The 22914-nt window shown below is 61.2% G+C and carries 17 protein-coding genes; 7 read left to right on the top strand and 10 right to left on the bottom strand.

The genetic code is table 11. The features are described 5' to 3' along the window. The first annotated feature begins 277 nt into the window (after positions 1-277). The 6 genes from M3P21_RS01625 to M3P21_RS01600 all read left to right on the top strand — a co-directional run bounded on the left by M3P21_RS01625 (position 278) and on the right by M3P21_RS01600 (position 5959). Positions 278-1612: an NAD(P)-dependent oxidoreductase gene (locus M3P21_RS01625; RefSeq protein ID WP_249706246.1), complete on the top strand. Its 1335-nt coding sequence runs from the start codon at positions 278-280 to the stop codon at positions 1610-1612. Between the two features lie 61 nt (positions 1613-1673). Continuing rightward, entirely contained in the window at positions 1674-2510 is an 837-nt protein-coding gene (locus M3P21_RS01620) for a class I SAM-dependent methyltransferase (protein ID WP_249706245.1), read from the top strand. Positions 2511-2525: 15 nt separating this feature from the next. Beyond that, positions 2526-3830, top strand: a complete 1305-nt coding sequence (gene preA, locus M3P21_RS01615) for an NAD-dependent dihydropyrimidine dehydrogenase subunit PreA (protein WP_249706244.1) — start codon at positions 2526-2528, stop codon at positions 3828-3830. Positions 3831-3951: 121 nt separating this feature from the next. Continuing rightward, positions 3952-4443 (top strand): RrF2 family transcriptional regulator, encoded by a 492-nt coding sequence (locus M3P21_RS01610; RefSeq protein WP_249706243.1) that lies wholly within the window; start codon positions 3952-3954, stop codon positions 4441-4443. 32 nt (positions 4444-4475) lie between these two features. Then, entirely contained in the window at positions 4476-4934 is a 459-nt protein-coding gene (locus M3P21_RS01605) for a carboxymuconolactone decarboxylase family protein (RefSeq protein ID WP_249706242.1), read from the top strand. Between the two features lie 311 nt (positions 4935-5245). Further along, positions 5246-5959 carry a DNA helicase gene (locus M3P21_RS01600; protein WP_249706241.1) on the top strand — a complete coding sequence of 238 codons (714 nt, stop codon included), beginning with the start codon at positions 5246-5248 and terminating at the stop codon, positions 5957-5959. Between the two features lie 264 nt (positions 5960-6223). Here M3P21_RS01600 and M3P21_RS01595 read toward each other — a convergent pair whose 3' ends face one another. The 8 genes from M3P21_RS01595 to M3P21_RS01560 form a co-directional block, all read right to left on the bottom strand. After that, entirely contained in the window at positions 6224-6544 is a 321-nt protein-coding gene (locus M3P21_RS01595) for a YidH family protein (protein ID WP_249706238.1), read from the bottom strand. Positions 6545-6554: 10 nt separating this feature from the next. Beyond that, on the bottom strand, positions 6555-9176 hold the full coding sequence (mprF, locus tag M3P21_RS01590; RefSeq protein WP_249706237.1) for a bifunctional lysylphosphatidylglycerol flippase/synthetase MprF: 2622 nt from the start codon (positions 9174-9176) through the stop codon (positions 6555-6557). 196 nt (positions 9177-9372) lie between these two features. After that, positions 9373-11268, bottom strand: coding sequence for a PhoX family protein (locus tag M3P21_RS01585; RefSeq protein WP_249706235.1), 1896 nt, complete (start codon positions 11266-11268; stop codon positions 9373-9375). Between the two features lie 136 nt (positions 11269-11404). After that, positions 11405-12409, bottom strand: a complete 1005-nt coding sequence (locus tag M3P21_RS01580) for an ABC transporter ATP-binding protein (protein WP_249706234.1) — start codon at positions 12407-12409, stop codon at positions 11405-11407. Further along, entirely contained in the window at positions 12406-13407 is a 1002-nt protein-coding gene (locus M3P21_RS01575; protein WP_249706233.1) for an ABC transporter ATP-binding protein, read from the bottom strand. The genes M3P21_RS01580 and M3P21_RS01575 overlap by 4 nt, the downstream gene beginning before the upstream one ends. Beyond that, positions 13404-14552 (bottom strand): ABC transporter permease, encoded by a 1149-nt coding sequence (locus tag M3P21_RS01570; protein WP_249706232.1) that lies wholly within the window; start codon positions 14550-14552, stop codon positions 13404-13406. The genes M3P21_RS01575 and M3P21_RS01570 overlap by 4 nt, the downstream gene beginning before the upstream one ends. Before the next feature lie 5 nt (positions 14553-14557). Continuing rightward, positions 14558-15562 (bottom strand): ABC transporter permease, encoded by a 1005-nt coding sequence (locus tag M3P21_RS01565; protein ID WP_249706231.1) that lies wholly within the window; start codon positions 15560-15562, stop codon positions 14558-14560. A 126-nt stretch (positions 15563-15688) separates the two neighbouring features. Beyond that, on the bottom strand, positions 15689-17725 hold the full coding sequence (locus tag M3P21_RS01560; RefSeq protein ID WP_249706230.1) for an ABC transporter substrate-binding protein: 2037 nt from the start codon (positions 17723-17725) through the stop codon (positions 15689-15691). 718 nt (positions 17726-18443) lie between these two features. Between M3P21_RS01560 and pbfA the strand changes: the two genes are divergently transcribed. Further along, positions 18444-19802: a (R)-1-hydroxy-2-aminoethylphosphonate ammonia-lyase gene (pbfA, locus tag M3P21_RS01555; RefSeq protein ID WP_249706229.1), complete on the top strand. Its 1359-nt coding sequence runs from the start codon at positions 18444-18446 to the stop codon at positions 19800-19802. Between the two features lie 43 nt (positions 19803-19845). Here the strand turns inward: pbfA and M3P21_RS01550 are convergent, their stop codons facing one another. Then, positions 19846-21000 carry an ABC transporter substrate-binding protein gene (locus M3P21_RS01550; RefSeq protein ID WP_249706228.1) on the bottom strand — a complete coding sequence of 385 codons (1155 nt, stop codon included), beginning with the start codon at positions 20998-21000 and terminating at the stop codon, positions 19846-19848. 22 nt (positions 21001-21022) lie between these two features. After that, a complete protein-coding gene (locus tag M3P21_RS01545) occupies positions 21023-22909 on the bottom strand; it encodes an AMP-dependent synthetase/ligase (protein WP_249706340.1) in 1887 nt (628 codons plus the stop codon). Between the last annotated feature and the right edge of the window lie 5 nt (positions 22910-22914).

Genomic DNA, 22914 nt, shown 5'->3' with positions numbered 1-22914 from the left:
TCCCTGCCGCGTGTTCTGATGTTGTCGCGGCTATTGTTGCCTCATGGCACTATAGGCAAGCGACCGGGCGCTCAAAAGTCCCGATTTGCGGTCACGGGTCGCGGGACTGCGCGGATCAATCGCGCGAGGGACGGGTGGAGTTTTACCCTTGCTGACTGAAATCGGTGCGGATTGTGCCGAAAAGGCCGGTTTTTCGCGTCCGCCCAAATTTTACCAATTGATAAAATTTTCAGATATGGCAGTCTGCGTGCAAGAACCACAACTCAGGGAGAGCGTCATGGCGCATGGCCAGACAGCTCCCGGCATTCTGGCCGGGCGGCTATCCAGCGAAGAGATCGAGACGAATTTCAGCGACCTGCATCCGCCTTACGCGCCGCATGAGGCGGCGGTGGCGGCGGATCGCTGTTACTTCTGCCATGATGCGCCCTGCGTGACGGCCTGTCCGACGGATATCGATATCCCGCTGTTCATCCGCCAGATTCAGGGCGGCAACCCGGAAGGGGCGGCTGAAACGATCCTCAGCCAGAACATTCTGGGCGGAATGTGCGCCCGGGTCTGCCCGACCGAGACCCTGTGTGAAGAGGTCTGCGTGCGCGAGGTGGCCGAGGGCAAACCGGTTGAGATCGGGCGTTTGCAGCGCTTTGCCACCGATGTGCTGATGGGCTCCGGCGAACATCCCTTCATGCGGGCCGAGGATACCGGCAAGCGCGTCGCGGTCGTGGGCGCGGGGCCTGCGGGTCTGGCCTGCGCGCACCGGCTGGCGATGCTGGGCCATCAGGTGACCATCTATGACGCCAACTCCAAGCCCGGCGGGTTGAACGAATACGGGATCGCCGCCTACAAGGCGACCAATGATTTCGCCCAGGCCGAGGTGGACTGGCTGCTCAGGATCGGCGGTATTTCCGTCGAATGCAACGCGGCGCTGGGTAACGGCTTGACGCTGGAGGGCCTGCGCGAGGCGTTTGACGCGGTGTTCCTGGCCGTCGGGCTTGCAGGCGTGAACGCGCTGCGCGCGCAGGGTGAGGATAAGCCCGGCGTGCACCATGCGGTCGATTTCATCTCGGAGGTGCGGCAGGCCGATGATCTGCTCAAGCATCCGGTGGGGCGTCATGTGGTGGTGATCGGCGGCGGCATGACCGCGATTGATGCGGCGGTGAAATCCAAACTGCTGGGCGCCGAACATGTCACGGTCGCCTATCGCCGGGGCGCGAGCGCGATGGGCGCCAGCAAGTTTGAACAGGATCTGGCCACCTCGAAAGGCGTCAAGCTGATGTTCAACGTGCAGCCCAGGCAGGTGCATGGCGAAGATGCCGCCACCGAGATCGAACTGGAATACACTGCGAGTGTCGATGGCACCTTGCAGGGCACGGGCGAGTCCGTGCGCCTTCCGGCGGATCAGGTGCTCAAGGCCATCGGTCAGCGGCTGGAGGGCGTGCCCGACGCGCTGCATCTCAATGGCAACAAGATCGCCGTGATCGGCGCGGGCCGCACTTCGGTCGAGGGGGTCTGGGCCGGGGGCGATTGTGCTGCGGGCGGCGAGGATCTGACCGTGACGGCCGTGGCCGAGGGGCGCGACGCCGCCATGGATATCGACGCAGTGCTGCGGGCCTGACCGCCTGCGCCCGCGATGCAAAACCTGCTACAATGAACCATTGCAGCAGCAGGAGGCCAAGATGACGATCGAAAAAGACGTCGCCGCGCATTACACCACCGACGATCTGCTGGAGCGGATTCGCGACGGGCTGCGCGCGGCCGGGGCCAACCCGGATACCCCCGCGCCAGAGGACCTCAAGGGCATCGACGAGTTTCACACCGGCGGGGTGAAAGCGACCGATGAACTGCTGGAACAGCTGACCATCACCCCGCATACGCGGGTGCTGGATATCGGCTGTGGAATTGGTGGAACATCGCGGCATATTGCCTTGAAATCCGGCGCTTTTGTGACCGGTGTCGACCTGACGCCCAGTTATGTGGAAACCGGCAGCCGGCTCAACGATCTGGTGGGTATGGGTGACCGTGTCAAACTGCTGCGTGGCAGTGTGCTGGACCTGCCCCTGGTCGAGGACACGATCGATCTGGTGACCATGTTCCATGTGGGCATGAACGTCCCCGACAAGGCAAAGCTGTTTTCCGAGGTGTATCGCGTGCTGGCCCCCGGCGGCACCTTTGCGCTGTTTGATGTGATGCGGATGGACGCGGATGGTGGCCTGACCTTCCCCTTCCCCTGGGCCGAGGAGCCTGCCTTTTCTTTCGTCGAACCCGCCGCCGCCTATATGGAGGCGGGCGAGGCCGCAGGACTGGCCTTCCGCTCGATCCGCAACCGCAAGGATTTCGCGCTCGACTTCTTCAAGACGGTCTTCGCCCGTATCGAAGAGGCGGGCGGTCCGCCGCCTGTCGGCATCCACCTGCTGATGCGCGACACCGCGGGCGAAAAAATTCAGAACTATGTCACCTGCGTTCAGGCGGGGCTGATCGCGCCGTTTGAACTGATCTTCCGCAAGCCAGTCTGAAAAGGAGCCCGCTCAATGGCCGACCTGACGACAGATTTCCTAGGAATAACCTCTCCGAACCCGTTCTGGCTGGCCTCGGCCCCGCCGACCGACAAGGAGTACAATGTCCGCCGCGCCTTCGAGGCTGGCTGGGGTGGCGTGGTCTGGAAAACGCTGGGCGCCGAAGGACCGCCGGTGGTGAACGTGAACGGGCCGCGCTATGGCGCGATCTATGGCGCGGACCGGCGGCTGCTGGGCCTGAACAATATCGAGTTGATCACCGACCGTCCTTTGGAGGTCAATCTGGAGGAAATGGCACGGGTCAAGGCGGATTACCCCGACCGCGCCTTGATCGCCTCGATCATGGTGCCCTGCGAGGAGGGCGCGTGGAAGGCCATCCTGCCACGTGTGGCCGAAACAGGCGCCGACGGGATCGAGCTGAACTTCGGCTGCCCTCATGGCATGAGCGAGCGCGGCATGGGCAGCGCCGTCGGGCAGGTGCCGGAATATATCGAAATGGTCACCCGCTGGTGCAAGAAATACTATGATCGCCCGGTGATCGTGAAACTGACGCCGAACATCACCGATGTGCGCAAGCCTGCCGCGGCGGCAAAGAATGGCGGCGCGGATGCGGTCAGCCTGATCAACACGATCAATTCGATTACCAGCGTCAATCTCGACACGATGAGCCCCGAACCCTCGATCGACGGCAAGGGCAGCCATGGCGGCTATTGCGGCCCGGCAGTCAAACCCATCGCCATGTCGATGGTGTCCGAGATCGCCCGCAATCCCGACACCCTTGGGCTGCCGATCTCGGGCATCGGCGGGATCACAACCTGGCGCGACGCCGCCGAATTCATCTCGCTGGGCTGTGGCAACGTGCAGGTCTGTACGGCGGCCATGACCTACGGGTTCAAGATCGTCGAAGAGATGGCGACCGGTCTGAGCAAGTGGATGGACGAAAAGGGCCACACCAATGTGCGCGATTTCGTCGGGCAGGCGGTGCCGAATGTGACCGACTGGCAGTATCTGAACCTCAACTACATCGCCAAGGCCAAGATCGATCAGGATCAGTGCATCAAATGCGGGCGCTGTTATGCGGCCTGCGAGGATACCTCGCATCAGGCGATCTCGATGGGCGCAGATCGGGTGTTCGAGGTGATCGACGAGGAATGCGTGGCCTGCAATCTCTGCGTCGATGTCTGCCCGGTCGAGGATTGCATCACCATGGAGCAGATGCAGCCAGGAGCGGTAGACCCGCGCACCGGCAAACGGGTTGAAGAGACATACGCCAACTGGACCATGCATCCCAACAATCCGATGGCGAAAGCGGCAGAATAAGCGCCGAACCATGTTTGTTTCAGAGAGAGCGGCGTCGAATTCCGGCGCCGCTCTTTTTTCGAAGTTTATTGCGGATATTAAATATCCATGATAAAAAATACCTACGAATCAGGAGGTCTGAATGAAACTGGGTGACGGGGTCGAGGCGGCCATACATTGCACGACGATGCTGGCCGGGTTGCAGGGTGGGGCGGTTATGCCCGCAAGCGCCTTGGCCGAATATCATGGCGTCTCGGCGAGCTATCTGGTCAAGCATCTCAAACAGCTCGTGGCGGCAGGGGTCTTCGTTTCGATCCCAGGCCCGGCAGGCGGATATCGGCTGGGTCGCGCGCCGCAGGACATAACCCTGCTCGATATCGTTCTGGCGGTCGAGGGCGACGCCCCCGCCTTTCGCTGCCGCGAGATCCGGCAGCGGGGGCCGGATGCGCCCGATGCCTTCGCCTTTCCCAATCCCTGCGGAATCAAGCTGGCGATGCTGCGCGCCGAAGAGGCCTATCGCGCGGCGCTGGCCGAAACCCGGATCAGCAGCCTGATCCGCGACTATTCAGAAACCGGCGATCCACGCGACATCGCTCGCGGCTGCCGCTTTGTCGAGGCAAACCGTCGACCCTGATCCTTGTCCGTTCCGCAAAAAGGAGACCAAATATGGAACCGCGTCTGAACTATTGGGCCACGGCCCCCGATTTGACGAAAGCCTTCGTGGCGCTCAACGACACCATCGAAGGCAGCGGGCTGGAAAAGAGCCTGATGCATCTGGTGAAACTGCGCGCCTCGCAGATCAACGGCTGCGCCTTTTGCATTGACATGCACACGCGCGAGGCAAGGGCGGATGGCGAGACCGAGCAGCGGCTTTATCTGGTCTCGGCCTGGCATGACAGCTTTCTCTTTTCCGACCGCGAACGCGCCGCATTGGCGTGGACCGAAGCACTGACCAAGCTGGGCGATCACGCGCCGGATGACGCGCTTTTCGCCGCCACACAAACGCAGTTTCCCGAGGACGAAATCGTCAAGCTGACTGCGGTCATCACCATGATCAACACCTGGAATCGGCTGTCGGTGGCCTTCCGCACAGTCCACGCCGCGCCTCGTTCCGAGGCGGCCTGATCCGTCCCTCGATCACGCAAAATCACCGCTTTGGCGGGGGAGGAATCGGTTTTCCGAGATGGTGCTTTGCGTCGGATGGCCTGAGGTTTGCTTTGAGCCCAATCTTAGCTCTCATCAGCGTAGGCCGAATGACCGAAACCCAATTGAGTGTTCCAAGAGATAGGGGTAGCATCTGAATGCGGCCTTGCTCGGGCCTCCCCCCTCCACTGGGGCAGCATTCGGCATGCGGAGCAATACAATTTCGAACCCAACCTGTTCGAGCACACGCGTAAGGAGGGATTGCGGAGACCGCTCGTAAGAGGAGGTTCAAGATGAGGCTGTCATCACCAATCTACAGGCTAAAGCGCAAAGCAAAAATTCTAGCACGCGACAACGACATTAGGCTCTACGAGGCACTCAACCAGATTGCCACCAAAGAAGGCTTCAAAGATTGGAGCCATTTGGCGTCCAACTACTCAGAAGCGACACCTGCCAAGAAAGTCATGAAGCAGTTAGTTTCAGGCGACATGGTGCTTATCGGTGCACGCCCCGGCCACGGCAAAACGCTTCTGGGTTTGGAACTGATTGCCTTGGCTGAAGAAAGCAATCGGGCAGGCTATGTTTTCACCTTGGACTACAATGAATCTGATGTCTGGGATCGCTTTGAAAAGCTTGGATTCGCCCCTAAACGATTTAACCGTCCTGTAGTCGTTGATACCTCAGACAACATCTGCGCCGACTATGTTATTGAACGCCTCAGTAAGTCATCCGATGATGCGCTGGTCGTTATCGATTACTTGCAGCTTTTGGATCAACGGCGGAGTAACCCTCCGGTTGACGAACAGGTTCGGGCACTGAAGAAACATGCCACCGATAGCGGTGCGATTGTTGTCATGATCTCGCAAATCGACCGCGCTTTTGAGTTATCCTCAAGTGGCCTGCCAAGCATTGATGACATTCGAATGCCAAATCCCGTCGATCTGTCACTTTTCAATAAACGATGCTTTGTGCATGACGGGGAAGTCCGTATAGAGATGGCGGCGTAAGTCAGGCCAAATTACTTTGCGGACTTTCGTCGATGGTCTGCAAAGTCCACATCTTGATGATTTACTCTGGCTGCAGCAAAAGGGCTGTTTGAGATCCTGAGGTCGGCGTGGCTGTGAACGACCGGTCCGGTGACATCAGCCCCAGCGCAGAGAGTGCCGAAAATGCAATCGAATGCTGTGTCAGCAATAGTTGCATGTGCACAGGGTGGCTTGCTGCAGAATGATCCGCATGACCAACAGACCGCTGCTGCGGCCTTGTGACGGTCAATAGACGTGCAGCACAAACGCCCCGAGCAGGGCAAAGAGCGACGCCACCAGAACCAGCAGGAAGACGTCGGCGGAATCTTCGTAGTCATCGGTGGGCGTCTTGCTGGCGATACGGCGGTGCATGCGCCGCATGCGGATATAGGCCAGCAGCAGAACCAGCGCACCGGCGCCCAGCATCAGCATTTCGGTCCAGAACGTGGTGGCCTGATCGTTGAACCGCGTTGCCACCACACCAAAGCCGATGATGGCGATCACCGTGCGGACCCAGGCTAGAAAGGTCCGCTCGTTCGAGGCATGTTCGCGGTAGCTGTCGATCACCTGCGCGCTCCTATTTGCTCAAGCCACGTAACCCGCCCGAGACCAGCACATTGATCTCATAGAGGATACGGGGTGCCGCCAGACCGCCGGGGCTGGCCAGATAGTTCGGGCTCCAGACCGGGTCGAATTTCTGCTTGAACGTGCGCAGCCCCTCGAAGTGATAGAACTGCTCGCCATGTTCATAGACAAAGCCGCCGATCCGGTTCCAGAGCGAGGCCAACTGGCGGTTCTCGATCCCCGAAAACGGCGCCGCCCCCAGCGAAAACCAGTGGAACCCCTGCGCGGCCCCCCAGAGCATCATCTCGGCAAACAGCGCATCCATGATGAAGCTGGCGCTGTCGGGGTCATAGCGCATCAGGTCGAGCGACAGCTCGCTCTTGCCCGCGCCTTGGAACAGGTTGGCAAAGGCCACGATCTTGCCGCTCTCGCCGTCGCGCAGCACGGCATGGTCGAAATTCATGAGGTAAGCCTCGCTGAACCCGCCCAGCGAGAACCCCTTCTCTTCGCCCTGTTTGTTGGCCAGCCAAAGATCCGAGACGGCTTTGAGCTCGGGCAGGGCCGGGGCCAGATCCTCTTTGGCGATGACCTCAAAGACGTAGCCTTCGCGCTCGGCACGGTTGCGGGCCTGACGGAAGCCTTTCTTGGGCTTGCCGTCCAGCGTGAAGCCGGTCAGATCGGCACGGGCGACCTCACCGATTTTCAGGATCGACAGGCCAAGGTCGAGGAAGGTCGGCAGATAGCGCGGCGAAACACTGTAGAAAGCGCAGCGTTTGCCTTCCTTGTCGGCCTTTTCGCGCAACTGCCAGATCAGTTGCTTGCCAGCTTCTTCGTCGCCCACCGGTTCGCCCTTGCTGATCAGCGACGCGCCGGTGTCGGCATAGGCGAGAAAGGCGCTTTCATCCTCGGCGATCAAGAACTGTTTGTCGCCGGTCAGGCAGATCAGTGCCTCGGTATCCTCGCTGTCCATGGCCAGATCATGCACAACCTGCGGAACTTCGAAGCTGCGTTGATCTGGCATCCGCTGGCTGAGCAGCGAGTTCAGGGCGATGGCCGCCAGGATCAGCGCCACCACGAGGCTGGAGCGCAGGAAGCGCGAGGCATCGGCGTTCCAGGCGAAATCCCACCACAGATCGCTTTGGTATTCGACATGGGAATAGGCAAAGAGCCCCAGCCAGAACACCGCCGCCAGCAGCGCAACAATGCTGACGAACCACGGCACGTTCAGACGGAAGATCGACGCACCGGCCACGCGATAGAACGCGCCCCGGAACAGGCCCAGAAAGCCGATGGTCAGCACCATGCTGACGGCTTCGCGCACGTCCAGCCCCTTGCTGAGCGAGGCGACAAAGCCCACGCCCATCAGGATCATCGCCACCACCCAGGCGCGGTAGAGCTTGCGATAAAGCCCGCGCGAGATCAGGATCAGCAACAGCCCGGTGATGCTGCCGATCAGATGCGAGGCCTCGACCAGCGACAGGGGCAGCACCGCGCGCAGGATACGCATGCTTTCATTGTCGGCGGGCAGGGTGCCCGATACCAGCAGGATGATGCCCGCGAACATGGTCACCGCAGCGGCCGCGATGGGGACGATGGGTTTGACGATGCGATAGGCAACGGTCGCCGCCGAGCCGACCGCCCGCCGTCGCGCGATTGTCCAGACCAGCGCGATGCCGCAACAGGCGATGGCAAAGGGCATCAACGTGTAGATCAGCCGGTACAGCACCAACGCGGCCAGCACATCGGACCGGCCCGCCGCGCCAAGCCCGGCGATGACTGTGGCCTCAAATACGCCCAGCCCGCCGGGGGCATGGCTCAGCACACCCAGTGCAATGGCGGCAATGACGATGGTGAAGAAGAACGGGAACCCCACCGCCAGGTCGGCGGGCATCAGCACATAGAGCGTCATGGTCACGCCCAGCAGGTCGCCGATCGCCGCCAGCGTCAGCAGCAAGGCCAGGCGGAAACTGGGCAGGTCAAAGCCGAACCCGGCGACGGCCAACCGCCGCGCGCCAAGTGCGAGCCACGCAAAAAGCGACAACAGCCCGCAGAGCAGCACCGCACCGATCAGCGTCTCGGACGTGTTGTTCAGCGGAATCACTGTTGACAGACCCTGCGGATGCAGGGTCATGAGCCCGCCGAAGATCAGCGTGAGCCCCATCCAGAACGCCACCCAGGAGGTGGCGATGACACCGGCCACCCGCTCCAGATCCAGCCCCAGCGAGGCATAGATGCGGTACCGCACGGCGGTGCCGGTGACATAGGAAAAGCCCAGAAAGTTCGACACGGCATAGCCGCTGGCCCCGGCCATGCCTGCGATATGCGAGGGCACCTTGCCGTCGGCCACGCTGCGCACCGCGAAGATGTCATAAAAAGACAGGCTGAAATAGCTGACCGCTGTCCAGCCGATGGCAGCGAAAAAGACCCGCCACGGGGTCTCGCTTATATCCGATTTCACGTCCGACCACGACACCCGCGCCGACAGGTCATGCAGGGCAAAAAGCGCAATGCCGGTGACCAGGATCGGCAGGACTATCTTGGTCAGCGGGTGATGCAGCAGTTTGGTCAGAAACTCGGCCGGGGCGGAGGGGGCCTGGTTCTGATCAGTGTCGGCGGTGTCCTGTTCGGCGGTCATGTTCGGGTCGGTCCTCGTTCCCGGCTTGCATTGGCGCAGCCCGGCTCTGCTCGTGTCGAGCATACATGTCTGGGGGACCGGGCAAAGACAAAGTTCGCGCATGCTGAACGGGCACAGACTGATCGCGCAACCTGAGGCGCCAAATGCAAATGCGCCGCCCGAGTGGGCGGCGCATCGCAAGTTGTTCGGGACCGGATCAGCCGAGGATGCCGTTGTCGTCCCGCTTGACCGCAATGATCGACGAGCGCGGCAGACCCTCGCCATCGGGCCATGTGCCGCCGGGGTGCTGGATGCCCACAAACATGGTGCGCAGGTCGTCCGACCAGGTCAGTCCGGTCACTTCCGATCCGCTGGGACCGGTCAGGAAGCGGACGATCTCGCCGGTGACCGGGTCGCCGACCAGCATCTGGTTGTTGCCGTTGCCCAGGAAATCGCCTTCGTTTCCGTCATCGCCGTCGGTCTGGATCCAGACCAGCCCGGTCGAGTCGATGGCCATGCCGTCGGGCGAGTTGAACAGGTTGCCTTCGTTCACGTTTGCAGACCCGGCATAGGCGTCGCTATGCACGGTCGGATTGCCCGCCATTACATAGAGGTCCCAATCGAATCCGTCGGCGGCGTGGTCGTCACCCGCCGGGCGCCAGCGCACGATCTGGCCATAGTGGTTGGTCTCGCGCGGGTTCACCGGGTTGGCCGAGGTATCGTCGCCGCCCCCATTGGGCTTCACGCCGCGGTTCTTGTTGTTGGTCAGGCAGCAATAGGCCTCGACCGCGACCGGGCTGGTGGCGACCCATTCTGGACGGTCCATGGTGGTGGCGTCGACCTTGGACGCCGCCAGACGGGTGAAGATCGCGATATCGGCGGGCTCCATCCCGGTGCTCTCGGGCGTCAGCGCCAGCCACTGGCCGGTCTGGTCGTCGTTGAACCTGGCTACATAAAGCGTGCCGTCATTCAGCAGGCCTTCGGTCGGGCCGCCGGGCTGGTAGGTGCCGTTCGAGACGAAACGATACAGATACTCGCCACGCTCATCGTCGCCCATATAGACCACCACGCGGCCATCCGGTGCGATCGCGACCTCGGCATTTTCGTGCTTGAGGCGGCCCAGACCGGTGTGCTTGACCGGCGTGCTCTCGGGATCGGCCGGGTCGATTTCGACGATCCAGCCGGCGCGGTGCGGCTCGTTGGGGGCCTTGGAGGTGTCAAAGCGCGGATCGAACCCTTCATAGCCGTTCCAGCTTTCGGCCTTTACCCCGTATCGCTTGAAACCATCCGCGACCTTCTGGTCGTAGCTGGCCGTCTCGTCGGTCGAGCCGAAATAGCCATTGAAGTTCTCTTCACAGGTCAGGTAGGTGCCCCAGGGGGTCTTGCCCGCACCGCAATTGTTCATCGTGCCCAGCGAGGTGGTGCCGGTAGGGTCGGCCTCGGTCTTGAGCAGGTCATGACCGGCGGCGGGACCCACGATCTTCATCGGCGTGTTGTGATGGATGCGGCGGTTGAACGGGCTGTCCTTGATCACTGCCCAGCCCTCCGGCGTCTCGGTGATTTCCATCACCGTCACACCCTGGATGTTCTGGAATTTCTTTACATCATTGGCGTTGGCAGGTTTGCCCTCCTGCGCGGCGGGCAGGTTGATCTTGCGGTTGGGGTATTCGTGGTTGATCGCGATCAACGTATGGCCGTTGAAATCGAATGTCTCCATCCCGTCGGTGTTCTCGCCAAAGACGCGGTCGGACCTGTCAACCGGGCCGCCATCTGTGATGTCATAGCCGTCGGCATCCGAGAACAGCGGGTCCCCCCAACGCGCCAGAACCTTCCAGCTATAGCCCTCGGGCACGTGAACCGTGTTGTCGGTCTGCGCCGCGATCGGGGTGAAGGCGAAGCGCGATGTGTCTTGCGCCGCCCGGGCCGAGGTCGAGGACATCAGACCGGCACCCATCGCAGCCGCACCCGAGCCAAAGGCCAACACGCCGCCCAGGAACCCCCGGCGCGAGATCGCGCTTTCGACAACGCGGTCGAAGTCGTTTTCGTCGGGGCGGGGGAAGTTTACCTCATCCCAGTCATCGGGGGAAAGCTGGGTCGGGTCGATCTTGGTCATTTCTGGCTCCATTGCTTGAATACCCGCACCTGTAAGGGGCAGATGTGACAGGTATTTGAAGCCAGATCCAATTTCCGGCCCGGCAACACAAAAATTGATGGGCCGGGCCTGGTTACCTTTTCCGAAAAACGACCGTCTATGCGGGAACAGCCTCGAGCAACTCGCGCCAGCGGTGGCAGGCGACCTCGTGACCGTCACCGGGATCTTTCAGTTGCGGTTCTTCGGACTTGCAGCGGTCGATGGCATTGGGGCAGCGGGTATGAAACTTGCAGCCCGGAGGCTGGTTCAGCGGAGAGGGGATCTCGCCCTCGAGTTTCTGTGCCGTACCGCGGTCGTCGGGGTCCAGCGACGGGATCGCCGAGAACAGCGCACGCGTATAGGGGTGCCGGGGCATCGCAAACAGCTTGCGAGTCGGGGCGGTTTCCACCAGCCGCCCCAGATACATCACTGCCACATGGTCGCAGGTATGGGCGACCACCGACAGATCGTGGCTGATGAACATGAAGGTCAGGCCCAGTTCGGACTGAAGTTCTTTGAGCAGGTTCAGAACGTCGGCCTGGATGGACACGTCCAGCGCCGCGACGCTTTCGTCGGCCACCACGAATTTCGGCCCCGAGACCAGTGCCCGCGCAATCGAAATCCGCTGCCGTTGCCCGCCCGAAAACGCATGCGGAAAGCGGCGCAGATGTTCCAGGTTCAACCGGCATCTTGCCGCGATCTCGCGCACGCGTTCATCGGTTTCCTGCCGCGAGGCGGTCAGCCCCATGACTTCGAGCGGTTCGGCGATGATGTCGCGCACCGTCATGCGCGGGGACAGCGCCGCATAAGGGTCCTGAAAGATCAACTGCGCGCGCTTGCGGTAGTCTTTCAACGCGGCCCCGTCGAGCGTGGCCAGATCATACTGGACCTCGTCATCGCGATAGGTGGCGCTGCCGCCGGTGATCGGCGCCGCCTTGAGCAGCGCGCGGCCCAGCGTCGTCTTGCCCGACCCACTTTCACCCACCAGACCAAAAAACGAGCCGCGTTCGATATGAACCGAGACCTCGTTCACCGCCTTCAGTACTGATTTGCGCAGAATGCTGCCGCCGAGCGGATAGCCAACGGTCAGCCGGTCGGCCGAGATCAGGATATCGTCGCTCATGCGCTGGCCTCCTTCTTGTCGTGCAGGTGGCAGGCCACCCGGTGCGTTGCGTCCAACTGGGTGTCGTGGGGCAGCGCGGTCTTGCAGACATCGCCCAGAATTTCCTGACAGCGGGTGTGAAACACGCAGCCCGGCGGCCGCTCCAACGGCGACGGGATGTCGCCGGGCACCGGTGTCAGCGGTGATTCCAGATCGTCAAGCCGGGGCAGGGCGTGGATCAGGCCGCGCGTATAGGGATGTTTGGGGTGGCGGATCACCTCGCGCACCGGGCCTTCCTCGACAATGCGGCCCAGATACATGACGCAGACCTTGTCGGCGGTCTGTGCCACCACACCCAGATCATGGGTGATGAAGATGATGCCCATGTGAAATTCACTCACCAGATCCTTCATCAGGTCGATCACCTGCGCCTGGATGGTCACGTCCAGCGCCGTTGTCGGCTCGTCCGCGATCAGCAGCTTGGGCTGTGTCGACAGCGCCATGGCGATCATCGCCCGCTGGCGCATGCCACCCGAAAGCTCGAAGGCGAACTGATCGATACGTTTATGCGGGTCCGAGATACCGACGCGGTCCAGCATCTCGACCGAGATCTCCTTGGCGCGCGCCTTGGACATGTCGCCATGCAATTGCAACTGCTCGATCATCTGGCTACCGATGGTGATGGCCGGCGCAAAGCTGGCCATCGGTTCCTGAAAGATCATGCTGATCGCACCGCCACGCACCACGTTCAGCTCGCGCGCGGTGCGCAGCGACAGTACGTCGACCTCGCCCGCATCGGTGTGCAGGGTGATCTTGCTTTGCGGGGCATAGACCGCGTTGTGGGCATTCAGGTGCATCAGCGACTTGGCGGTCACCGACTTGCCGGAGCCGCTTTCGCCCACCAGCCCGATCACCTCGCCCTTGGCCAGCGAAAAGCTCACATCATCCACTGCGGTCACCAGCCCCTCATCGGTGCGGAATTGCAGCGTCAGGTTTTCGACATCGATCAGGGAACTCATTTGTGGCTATCCGAATAGGGGTCCGCGGCGTCGCGCAGCCCGTCGCCGACAAAGACGAAGGCCATCACCAGCGCGATGAAGAAGATGACGGGGATGAAATACCATTGGTAGTTCAGCAGCACATCGGCCGAGGTCACGCTTTGCAACATGACGCCCAGCGAGTTGACCGGGTCCTTCAGCCCCAGCCCGATAAAGCTGAGCGCGGTTTCGCTGAGCACCATATAGGGAAACGAGATCACCAGATCGACGATGATATAGCTGGTGAAGCTGGGCAGCAGATGCCTCCGGATCACGTGGCCGGGTGAGGCACCGCAGAGCTGGGCGGCCAGCACATATTCCTGATTGCGCTCGGTCAGCAGATGGGTGCGCACCCGCCGCGCCAGGGTGGGCCAGCCGATAAGCCCCAGGATCATGGATATGATGAAGAACCTTGTTTCGGCCGACCATTCCTGCGGGATGAAGGCGGCGATGGCCATGAAAAGCGGAATGGCGGGCACCGTTCGAACGGCATCAGTGATCATTTGTATGAAACTGTCGATCCAGCCGCCGTAATAGCCCGATATGCCGCCGATGATCAGCGCCAGCACAAAGGCGATCACCACGCCGATGGTGCCAACCTGCATCGAGGTCCAGATCGCATGCAGCGTCCGCGAGTAGATATCCTTGCCGGTGGCATCCGTGCCGAACAGGTGAACATAACCCTCTTCGACCCCGAACAGATGCCGGTCCATCGGGATCAGGCCGAAGAGCTTATAGTCCCAGCCCTTTGGCATGAAGGTGAAATAGACCCGCTTGTCCTCGTTCACCTTGGTCACCCAGCGGAAATTTGTCGCCAGCGAGCGCTCGCGTTCGACCGGGTGAATGAAGGGCCGCAGCGAGCAGCCATTGCCGTCGCAGAATTGCGGCAGCTGCGGCGCACCGTTCAGATAATCCTTGTCGCGGCCTGCAACCGTCGGGTCATAGGGCGACAGGAACGAGGCGAAGATCCCCGAGATCAGCAGTCCGATCAGCACCCAGGCGGCGATCATCGCGCTGCGCTGTTTCTTGAACCGTGCCCAGATCAACTGGCCTTGCGAGGCGGTGAAATAGGCCTCTTTGGCCTTCTGGTCGCTATCGGTGGCGGGGTTTGTGGTTTCAGTTGTCATGTCGCTCACCGGATGATGCTTTTGCGGACGCGCGGGTCGAGAACCGCGAGCAGCACGTCAGTTGCGAAATTCAGCGTCACGATCGAGGCGGTCAGCATGAAGATGATGGCGCCCGCAAGCTGCTGGTCGTTGGACCGGGCCAGCGCCTCGATCAGCAGCGATCCGGCCTCGGTCAGGGTCAGGATCAGTGCCACGATGGGCAATTCGTTGAAGATGCGGTTCAGGTCAAAACCGAGCGAGTTGATGATCGGCCCCAGCGCGTGCCGGGCCGGGTATCGCCACAGCAGCTTGCGCCCATGCACCCCGCGCGCCGAGGCGGCGGTGACATAAAGCTTGCCGATCTCGTCCGACATCAACGCGCGCACCGTCTGCAACGCAAAGGCGGTGGCCGACCAGCCCAGAATGAAGACCGGCAGCCAGGCGTGGCTGAGCATGTCGACGAATTTCCCCCAACTCCAGGGCGCGTCTCGATAATGATCCGAGAACAGCCCGGTCAGCGTATCGCCGAAATAGACCGTCGAGATCAGCATGATGATCAGCGCCAGCAGGAAATTCGGCATCGCCAGACCCAGATAGCTGACGAAGCGCAGGACATTGTTCAGGACCGTGTTATGCGAGGCGGCGGCGATGATGCCGACGGGCAGGGCGATGGCATAAGCCAGCAGCAGTGAGGCCAGACAGATCGACAGGCTCAGCCAGAACTTGTCGCCCAGCAGTTGCGAGATGTTGAGCCGCAGGATGCAGCTATCGCCGAAATCGCCGCGAAAGGCGTTGACCAGCCAACTGGCCCAGCGTTCCAGAAACGGACGGTCAAGGCCCAGCCGGACGCGTTCCGCCTCGATATCAGCGACCGAGATGCCGGAGCCCTGGGTGTTCTTGAATGCCAGATACCGCTCGGCGCAATCGCCGGGCACCAGTTCCATGAGCGAGAAAACGACCAGCGACACGATCACCAGTGTCACCAGAGCCATTGCCGCGCGGGTCGCCACGAACCGCATAAAGCCCAGCATGCCTAATCCCTGTTTTTGCGCCCTGGTTTTGCCGCCTCGCTGGCGGGAGGGCGTTCATTTTTCGGTTTGGGTCTTGCGGCGGGCGAGAGACCCGCCCGCCGCAGTTATTTGTGTCGCCTGACCGGCTTACTCGTCCAGCCACCACTGCGGCGCGAGATACGGGTAGGTCCGGTAGTATTCGTAGGACTGTGTCTGGAATTCAGGCACGTTTTTCAGCGCATTGCGATGATAAATCAGGTTCTGCGCCTGAACTGTCCCGATAAAGGGCAGGTTTTCGGCCATCGACTTGGCCAGACGTGCGCCGATTTCGGCCTGTTCCGGCGAACCGGGAACCGCACCCTGGAAGGCATCCACATCCGCGGCCATATCCGTGACCCATTGCGGCGGCTCGACACCCGAGGCTCCGTCGCTGTCGATCCATTCGGCCCAGAGCATTCCGGTGCGGTGACCGAAGTAGTTCTCGAACGGCGGCACGAACAGCTCGTTATTGCCCAGCACGATGGCGACCGGCTGGCCTTTTTCCCACATGCCGACATCAAGTTGGTTGGACGATTGCGCCGAGCGATACTCATCCGGCGTGACCTCTTTCACCGTGGTCTGGACGCCCACATCGGCCCAGTTCTGGCCGACCAGCTGCACCACTTCGCCGCCGATACCTTGTGTGGCGAACTGCATGTTCAGCACCAGCTTGTCGCCATTGGGCAACTCGCGGAACCCGTCGCCATCGGTATCGGCCATGCCGATCTCGTCCAGCAGGGCGTTGGCCATGTCGGGATCAAACTGGATCATGTGTTTGGTCAGTTCCGGATCGACGAAATCCGGCGTGGGCGAGAAACCGATATATTGCTTCGGCTCACCCTGACCAAAGAACGACACCTCGTTCAGCTCGTCGCGGTTGATGGCAACCGACATCGCCTGGCGGAAGCGCAGATCGCCGAACACTTCGCGCTTTGCAGGGTCTTCAGACGTCATGTTGAACGAAAACGCCGGCATCGCGATGGTCGGTTTCAACTGCACCGAATAGTCGTTCTTTTCCGCGTTCTCCAGCAGCAGCGGGGCCGCCGCCAGGGTCAGGGATTGCGATTTGTAATCCGCCTCGCCGTTGACCAGTTTGAGGATGCGCACCTCGTTGTCATTGGCAAACAGCTCATCCTGCGCCGAGATATAGGGCAGTTGCTGACCGGTCGTGTCCACCATGTGGAAATAGGGGTTGGCAACCAGATAGCGGCCTTCGGTGGTGTCGGTGACGTAGATGTGGCTTTCCAGCGTCGGATGCGTTGCCTTGGGCAGGTTCGCGACCTTGTCCGGGTTCGACAGCATGGGGCTGGGCGTATCCGTCCAGTCGGAACTGCCGTAATAGGCCTTGATCGCGTCATAGCCGTTCTCGAACCCCAGCGCCTGCGCATTGGCATCGGCATTGTCGTCGATATCGGGGTGGAACTGACCCATGAAGTGCTTGGGCTGGAAGCCTTGCGCAAACGAGATCGCAAAGTGGTTGACCAGGCCCGGCTTGGGCGAGGGCAGGTTGAACACCACGGTGGTGTCATCCGGCGTGTCCACCGTCATCCGCTCTCCGCCGACCAGAACATAATCCTTGGGCTTTTCGATCACATTGGGATCAAGCGCGAGGTTGTCGTACCAGAACTTCACATCCGCCGAGGTGAAGGGTGCGCCGTCGGACCATTTATGGCCTTCGCGCAGATGAAAGGTCAGCTGCGTATAGTCGTCATTCCATTCCCAGCTTTTGGCGATGTTGGGCACGATGGTCTGCAGATCGTCGGCATAACGCACCAGATTGACGTGGCGGGTCGACAGGAAGTCCGAGGTGCCCGCCTCGGTCGCGTTGGACAGCGCGTCAAGCTCGCCGCCATATTTCCCGATGCTGGCATAAGGCACGATCACCAGCGGCTCTTTCGGCAGGCGCTCGGCCAGTGGTGGCAGATCGCCATTGCCCTGGATGCGGGCGTTCAGCGCCTCGATCTCGGGGTTGGCCGAGAATTCCATGGTGCAGCCGGCGGCGGCCTCAAATTCTGCCAGATCATATTGTTGCGGAAAGGCACCGGGCGCGATGCCCTGCATGTCGGCCACGGTGATGCCCGCGCAGTTTGCGTATGCGGCAGCGGGCAGCAGGATCGCCGCGCCTGAAAGTAGGACCTTCTTCATGTTGTCTCCTGTTGTTGGACGTAGTCAGACTTGTTTTTGGTATGCACCGCGCCGCTTGTGCCGCGCAGCGTCGCACAGGGTTCCGTCTGGGCAAGGGTGCCACACCCGCGATGCGGGATGGACCTGCGGCGGTCCGTACGATCTGTACTGAGATTGAACAAAACACACCCCCCGTTGCTCCGTTCGGTTCCGTGGCCGCCGCGTCGATTTCGACCGCGCATTCCGAGACAGCCTGTTTTTTTCACGCGAGTGCGACAGATTTGTGTCGGCACCGTCGATGGGAAAACCTTAGCGTCAGCCATACGGATTGCGCAACGCTTTGTCGGGAATACGAGAACTTCCCTTCGTTTATTCGGTTTTGCGGTGGTCATAGCCATTGGCGGACGCGTCGGTTCCTTCGCTGAGAGCGACAAATCAAGAAAATTCACTCGCCTGAGTCGGAGCAAGTGAATTGAGGGTAATTGTGGGTTTATGTTGAAAAATAACCGATTAAGATCGGATATGAGGCTTTTGCTCGGGCAATGTTCCAAAAACCACCCATCTGATTCGAATCTGCAAATCCACTTCGCGCGGGTGGGTCATTGGCCCTGATTATCATCTGATAGCTTATATAGATTTTACATATCGAAGCGCGACAGCCATCCTGCGCCAAAGCCAGCTGTCGACCGATTGCCTGCCAGGGCGTCGGCCGGGCACGCCTATCAGCGGAGTTCAGACCATGAGTGTTCAGCGCCACACCGAAGGAGAGTCCAACACCTCGCCGGCGGGGCAGCAATGGCGCGCACGCGACCCGGATGATCCGGGACGCAGCCTGCTGCAGCGAGATTCCGAGGCGTTCCTGCATCAGTCCCTTTCGACCCCCTGCCTGTCCACCATCGCAAAGGCAGAGGGCATCTGGATCGAAGATCTGGCGGGTCGCCGCTACATAGATTTCCATGGCAACTCGGTGCATCACATCGGCTATGGTCATCCCCGTCTGATTGCGGCGATCAAGGCACAACTGGATACGCTGTCCTTCGCGCCGCGCCGGTTCACCAATGAGGTTTCGGTCGAATTGGCCGAAAGTCTTGCCCGGATCGCTCCGGGGAGGCTGTCACGCGTGTTGTTCACCACCGGCGGGTCGGATGCCAACGAGGTTGCGCTGCGCCTGGCGCGCGCCGCGACCGGTCGGTTCAAGACGATCAGTTTCTGGGATGCGTTCCACGGTGCGGGTTTTGGTGCCTCCAGCGTCGGGGGTGAGGCGACCTTTCGCAGCCATGTGGCCGGACCGCTGCTGCCGGGGGCGGAACATGTCGCGCCCTTCAATTGTTACCACTGTGCGTATGGACATTCCGGCCCCGAGGCCTGCGCGCTGGCCTGCGCGCGCATGGTTGAATTCGCGCTGGAACGAGAGGGTGACGTTGCCGCGGTGATTGCCGAACCGATGCGGGCGGTTCCGGTGGTGCCGCCGCCGGGGTACTGGCAGGCGGTGCAGGCGGCCTGCCATCGTCATGGCGCGCTGCTGATCATGGATGAAATCCCCACCGGGTTGGGCAAGACGGGGCGGTTCTTTGCTTTTGAGCATGACGACATCACCCCCGATATCGTCACGCTGGGCAAGGCCCTGGGCGGGGGCGTGTTGCCGATCGCGGCGGTGCTGGCGCGGGATGACCTGAATGTTGCGGGCGATTTCGCCATCGGGCATTACACCCACGAAAAGAACCCGGTCACCGCACGGGCGGCGCTGACCACCTTGCAGATCATCGAAGACGAAGGTCTGGCTGAACGCGCCGAGCACCTGGGCAGCCATGCAGTGGACCGTTTGCGCGGGGCTTTGAAAGACTGCGCCATTGTCGGCGACATCAGGGGCAGGGGGCTGATGTTCGGCGTCGAAATCGTCTCGGATCGCGAGACCCGCACGCCTGCGCCGGACCTGGCCGAGCAGATCTTCTATGCCTGCCTCGATCAGGGGCTATCGTTCAAGATCAGTGCCGGGAATGTTCTGACCCTGTCGCCGCCCCTGACCATCGAGAGGCAGGACCTGGACCGCGCGCTGGGGATCGTTGAAGTGGCGGTAAAGAGCTTTGCAGCCGCATAGCAAGGCCACTTGAATGGCCTTGCCGGTTCCATCGGTGCAGCGGTCACTCTTCGTGGATCTTCTTCCATTTGCCGTCTTCAACGACATTGACAAAGATCGTGTCCGCGCCCTGATGATCTCCGTCGCCGTAGCGGATGTGGTTGCCAATCAGGGGCTCGGGATAGTCCAGCGATTCCATGGCGGCGATGAAACCCTCGTGGGTCAGATCGGGCCCCGCCGCCTCGAGCGCCTTCACCATCATCTCGGCCGAAGAGTAGCCCAGCATTGACGCCCCCACCGGGTCCTCGCCATAGGCGGCCCGATATTCCTCGATGAAGGCCTTTGGCGCGGGTTCATCGGCGCGCGCCCAGAGGTCCTGAAAACTGGACGCCGCATAAAAGCCATCGGTGACCCCTCCGGGCACAGTGGCCACGACGGTCAGAAAACTGGCGAAGGTCCCGAGGAAGTTCATATCCTCAAGGCCCATCTTTTTGGCGGTGCCGACAACGGTGATCGCCTGACGCACACCCAGCGCGATGGTGACGATGTCGCAGCCCTCTTCCCTGAGCTTGCTCAGGGAACCGACGAAATCTGTCTCATCCGGCTTATGCGTGGTCTCGGCCACAAATGCGATCCCGGCCTCTTCGGCGCCGGCCTTGGTGCCTTCCAGAATTTCAGCCCCGAAATCGGTGGGCAGATACATGGTGCAGACCTTTTGCGCACCATATTGATCGCTGAGATACTTCACGCCAATACGCGCCTGATCGTAATAGGATGACGTGGTGGTGAACTTGTTGTCCATTGGTTCCTGCAGCATCTGGCGCGCGGCTGACAGGGGGGCGACATTCGGGATGCCCTTGGGATCGAGCAGCTTGAAGCCCGCCACGTTCATCGGTGTGCCCAGCGACATGAGCATGGCAAAGACCTTGTCGCGATTGAGCAGCTTGTTATAGCCCTGCATCGCGCGCGGCATCTGATAACCGTTGTCTTCGACCACATAGCGGATCGTGCGGCCATGCACGCCGCCTTCGGCGTTTATCTCGTCGAAATAGAGGTTTGCACCCTTGGTGGCCGGAACCCCGGCGGCGGCGAAAATACCGCTCAGATCGGTGACAGCGCCGATGACGATTTCGCTGTCGCTGACACCCTGCGTTTCAGCCCATGCTGAACCGCTCAACGCAAGCGCGGTGGCGGCGATGCCTCCCATAATCCGATTCATATCTTCCTCCCTGAAAATATTTCTATTGGTACATCTCTTCGATCAGCTTTCCATGGCTCTTTTCCACCTGACCGCGCTTGAGTTTCATCGTGGCGGTCAACTCTTCGTCCTCGGCGGTCAGCAGCACGTCGATGATGCGGAAATCCTTGATCTGCTCGACCCGCGCGAAATCCTTGTTGGCTTGGTCCAATTCGCCTCCGATCAGCGCGCGGACCTCCTTTGCGGCGCAGAGCGAGGGGAAATCCGAGAACGGCACTTTCTGCTCCTGCGCGAATTTCTCGACATTCTCCTGATCGATCATGATCAGCGCGGTCAGGTATTTGCGCGCATCGCCGATCACCACCGCGTCCGAGATGAAATGCGAGAACTTCAGCCGGCTCTCGATCTCGGCGGGCGCGATGTTCTTGCCGCCTGCGGTGATCAGGATGTCCTTCATCCGCCCGGTGATGGTGACAAAACCGTCGTCGTCGATCCGGCCCATATCACCGGTGCGCAGCCAGCCGTCGTCGGTAAATGTCTCGGCGGTTTTTTCATTGTTGCGCCAGTAGCCCTTGAAGATATTGAGCCCGCGCGCCTCGATCTCACCGATCTCGGATATCCGCAACTCGGTTCCCGGCACGGTGCGGCCGATGGTGCCGATGCGGTTGGTCACCGGCGTGTTGATGGTGGCGATGCCGGCGGTCTCGGTCATGCCAAACCCTTCGACCAGCGGCACACCGATGGCCCAGTACCAGCGCAGCAGTTCGGGCGAGATCGGCGCCGCGCCGGAACCGCCGCGCCGCAGCCGGTCCAGACCCAGCATGCGCCGCAGATTGCGCAGAACCAGAAAATCCCACAGCCGGAATCGCCAGGCCAGATCAAGAGGAACCGGTTTGTTTTCCGTCAGATACGCGGCGCGCTTGATGCCTGTAACCAGGGCCGCGTGAAAGGCTTTGCGGCCCAGCGGCGTGGCCTCGTTGATCAGGATCGTGACCTGGCTGTGAATCTTTTCCCAGACCCGCGGCACGGCGATGAAGGTCGAGGGCGAGACCTCCTGCAGGTTGCTGAACACGGTTTCCGGGCTTTCGGCAAAGTTCACTTTGCATTTCGAGGCCAGCGGCAGATAGATTGACACACCGCGTTCCAGGATGTGGCAGAGCGGCAGAAAGCAGAGCTGCTCGTCGGTGTCGAAAACCGGCAGCGCATGCAGCCAGGAAGAGATCGCCGCCATGATGTTCTCATGGCTCAGCATCGCACCTTTCGGCGGGCCTGTGGTGCCCGAGGTGTATATCAGCAACGCGATATCGCCGGGATCGGCCTTGGCGATTTCTGCCTCGAACTGGCCGGGTTGCGCCGCCTCGGCTTGCTGACCGATCCGGTACAACGCGTCGATCATCAGGCATTTGGGGTGGTTCAGATCGTGCAACCCCTCGTCTTCGAGGATGATCACGTTCAGCAGATCGGGCACCTCGCCCTCGATATGCAGGAACTTGTCCAGCTGCTCCTCGTTCTCGACGATCAGGAACCGGCTGTCACTGTCGCGCAGCAGATAGGAAAGCTGTTTGTCGGAATCGGTGGTGTAGACGCCCGAGGCGATGCCGCCCACGCATTGAATGCCCAGATCCAGCCAGGCCCATTCCTTGCGGTCCTCGCTGAGGATCGAGACCACCTCGCCGCGCTCAAGCCCCAGTTTGCGCAGGGCGAGGCCGATCCATTTGGCGTGGGTCCAGTAGTCGTCCCAGCTATAGGATTTCCACAGCCCCATGTCTTTCTCGCGATGCGCGGTGCGGGCGCCCAGACCGGCGCAGCGGCTGGCAAACAGGCTGACGATGGTGGTGCAGCTATCCACCTGCAGCGGGCGCTGGCCCGGATCGGCGTTGAGGCTGATCCCGTTGATGTCAATCCGGGGGGGCAGGGCGCTGGCATCCATTCCGT

It is taken from the genome of Ruegeria spongiae (assembly GCF_023502395.1).
Classification (GTDB): domain Bacteria; phylum Pseudomonadota; class Alphaproteobacteria; order Rhodobacterales; family Rhodobacteraceae; genus Ruegeria_C; species Ruegeria_C spongiae.
Note: the sequence above shows the minus strand (reverse complement) of the source record. Positions and strands in the feature narration are given on the sequence as shown.

Coding starts and splice junctions, on each gene's coding strand:
- pbfA (WP_249706229.1), top strand. CDS start 18,444: ATGAGTGTTCAGCGCCACACCGAAGGAGAGTCCAACACCTCGCCGGCG.
- M3P21_RS01620 (WP_249706245.1), top strand. CDS start 1,674: ATGACGATCGAAAAAGACGTCGCCGCGCATTACACCACCGACGATCTG.
- M3P21_RS01545 (WP_249706340.1), bottom strand. CDS start 22,909: ATGGATGCCAGCGCCCTGCCCCCCCGGATTGACATCAACGGGATCAGC.
- M3P21_RS01550 (WP_249706228.1), bottom strand. CDS start 21,000: ATGAATCGGATTATGGGAGGCATCGCCGCCACCGCGCTTGCGTTGAGC.
- M3P21_RS01600 (WP_249706241.1), top strand. CDS start 5,246: ATGAGGCTGTCATCACCAATCTACAGGCTAAAGCGCAAAGCAAAAATT.
- M3P21_RS01580 (WP_249706234.1), bottom strand. CDS start 12,409: ATGAGCGACGATATCCTGATCTCGGCCGACCGGCTGACCGTTGGCTAT.
- M3P21_RS01610 (WP_249706243.1), top strand. CDS start 3,952: ATGAAACTGGGTGACGGGGTCGAGGCGGCCATACATTGCACGACGATG.
- M3P21_RS01575 (WP_249706233.1), bottom strand. CDS start 13,407: ATGAGTTCCCTGATCGATGTCGAAAACCTGACGCTGCAATTCCGCACC.
- M3P21_RS01570 (WP_249706232.1), bottom strand. CDS start 14,552: ATGACAACTGAAACCACAAACCCCGCCACCGATAGCGACCAGAAGGCC.
- M3P21_RS01565 (WP_249706231.1), bottom strand. CDS start 15,562: ATGCTGGGCTTTATGCGGTTCGTGGCGACCCGCGCGGCAATGGCTCTG.
- M3P21_RS01585 (WP_249706235.1), bottom strand. CDS start 11,268: ATGACCAAGATCGACCCGACCCAGCTTTCCCCCGATGACTGGGATGAG.
- M3P21_RS01560 (WP_249706230.1), bottom strand. CDS start 17,725: ATGAAGAAGGTCCTACTTTCAGGCGCGGCGATCCTGCTGCCCGCTGCC.
- preA (WP_249706244.1), top strand. CDS start 2,526: ATGGCCGACCTGACGACAGATTTCCTAGGAATAACCTCTCCGAACCCG.
- mprF (WP_249706237.1), bottom strand. CDS start 9,176: ATGACCGCCGAACAGGACACCGCCGACACTGATCAGAACCAGGCCCCC.
- M3P21_RS01625 (WP_249706246.1), top strand. CDS start 278: ATGGCGCATGGCCAGACAGCTCCCGGCATTCTGGCCGGGCGGCTATCC.
- M3P21_RS01605 (WP_249706242.1), top strand. CDS start 4,476: ATGGAACCGCGTCTGAACTATTGGGCCACGGCCCCCGATTTGACGAAA.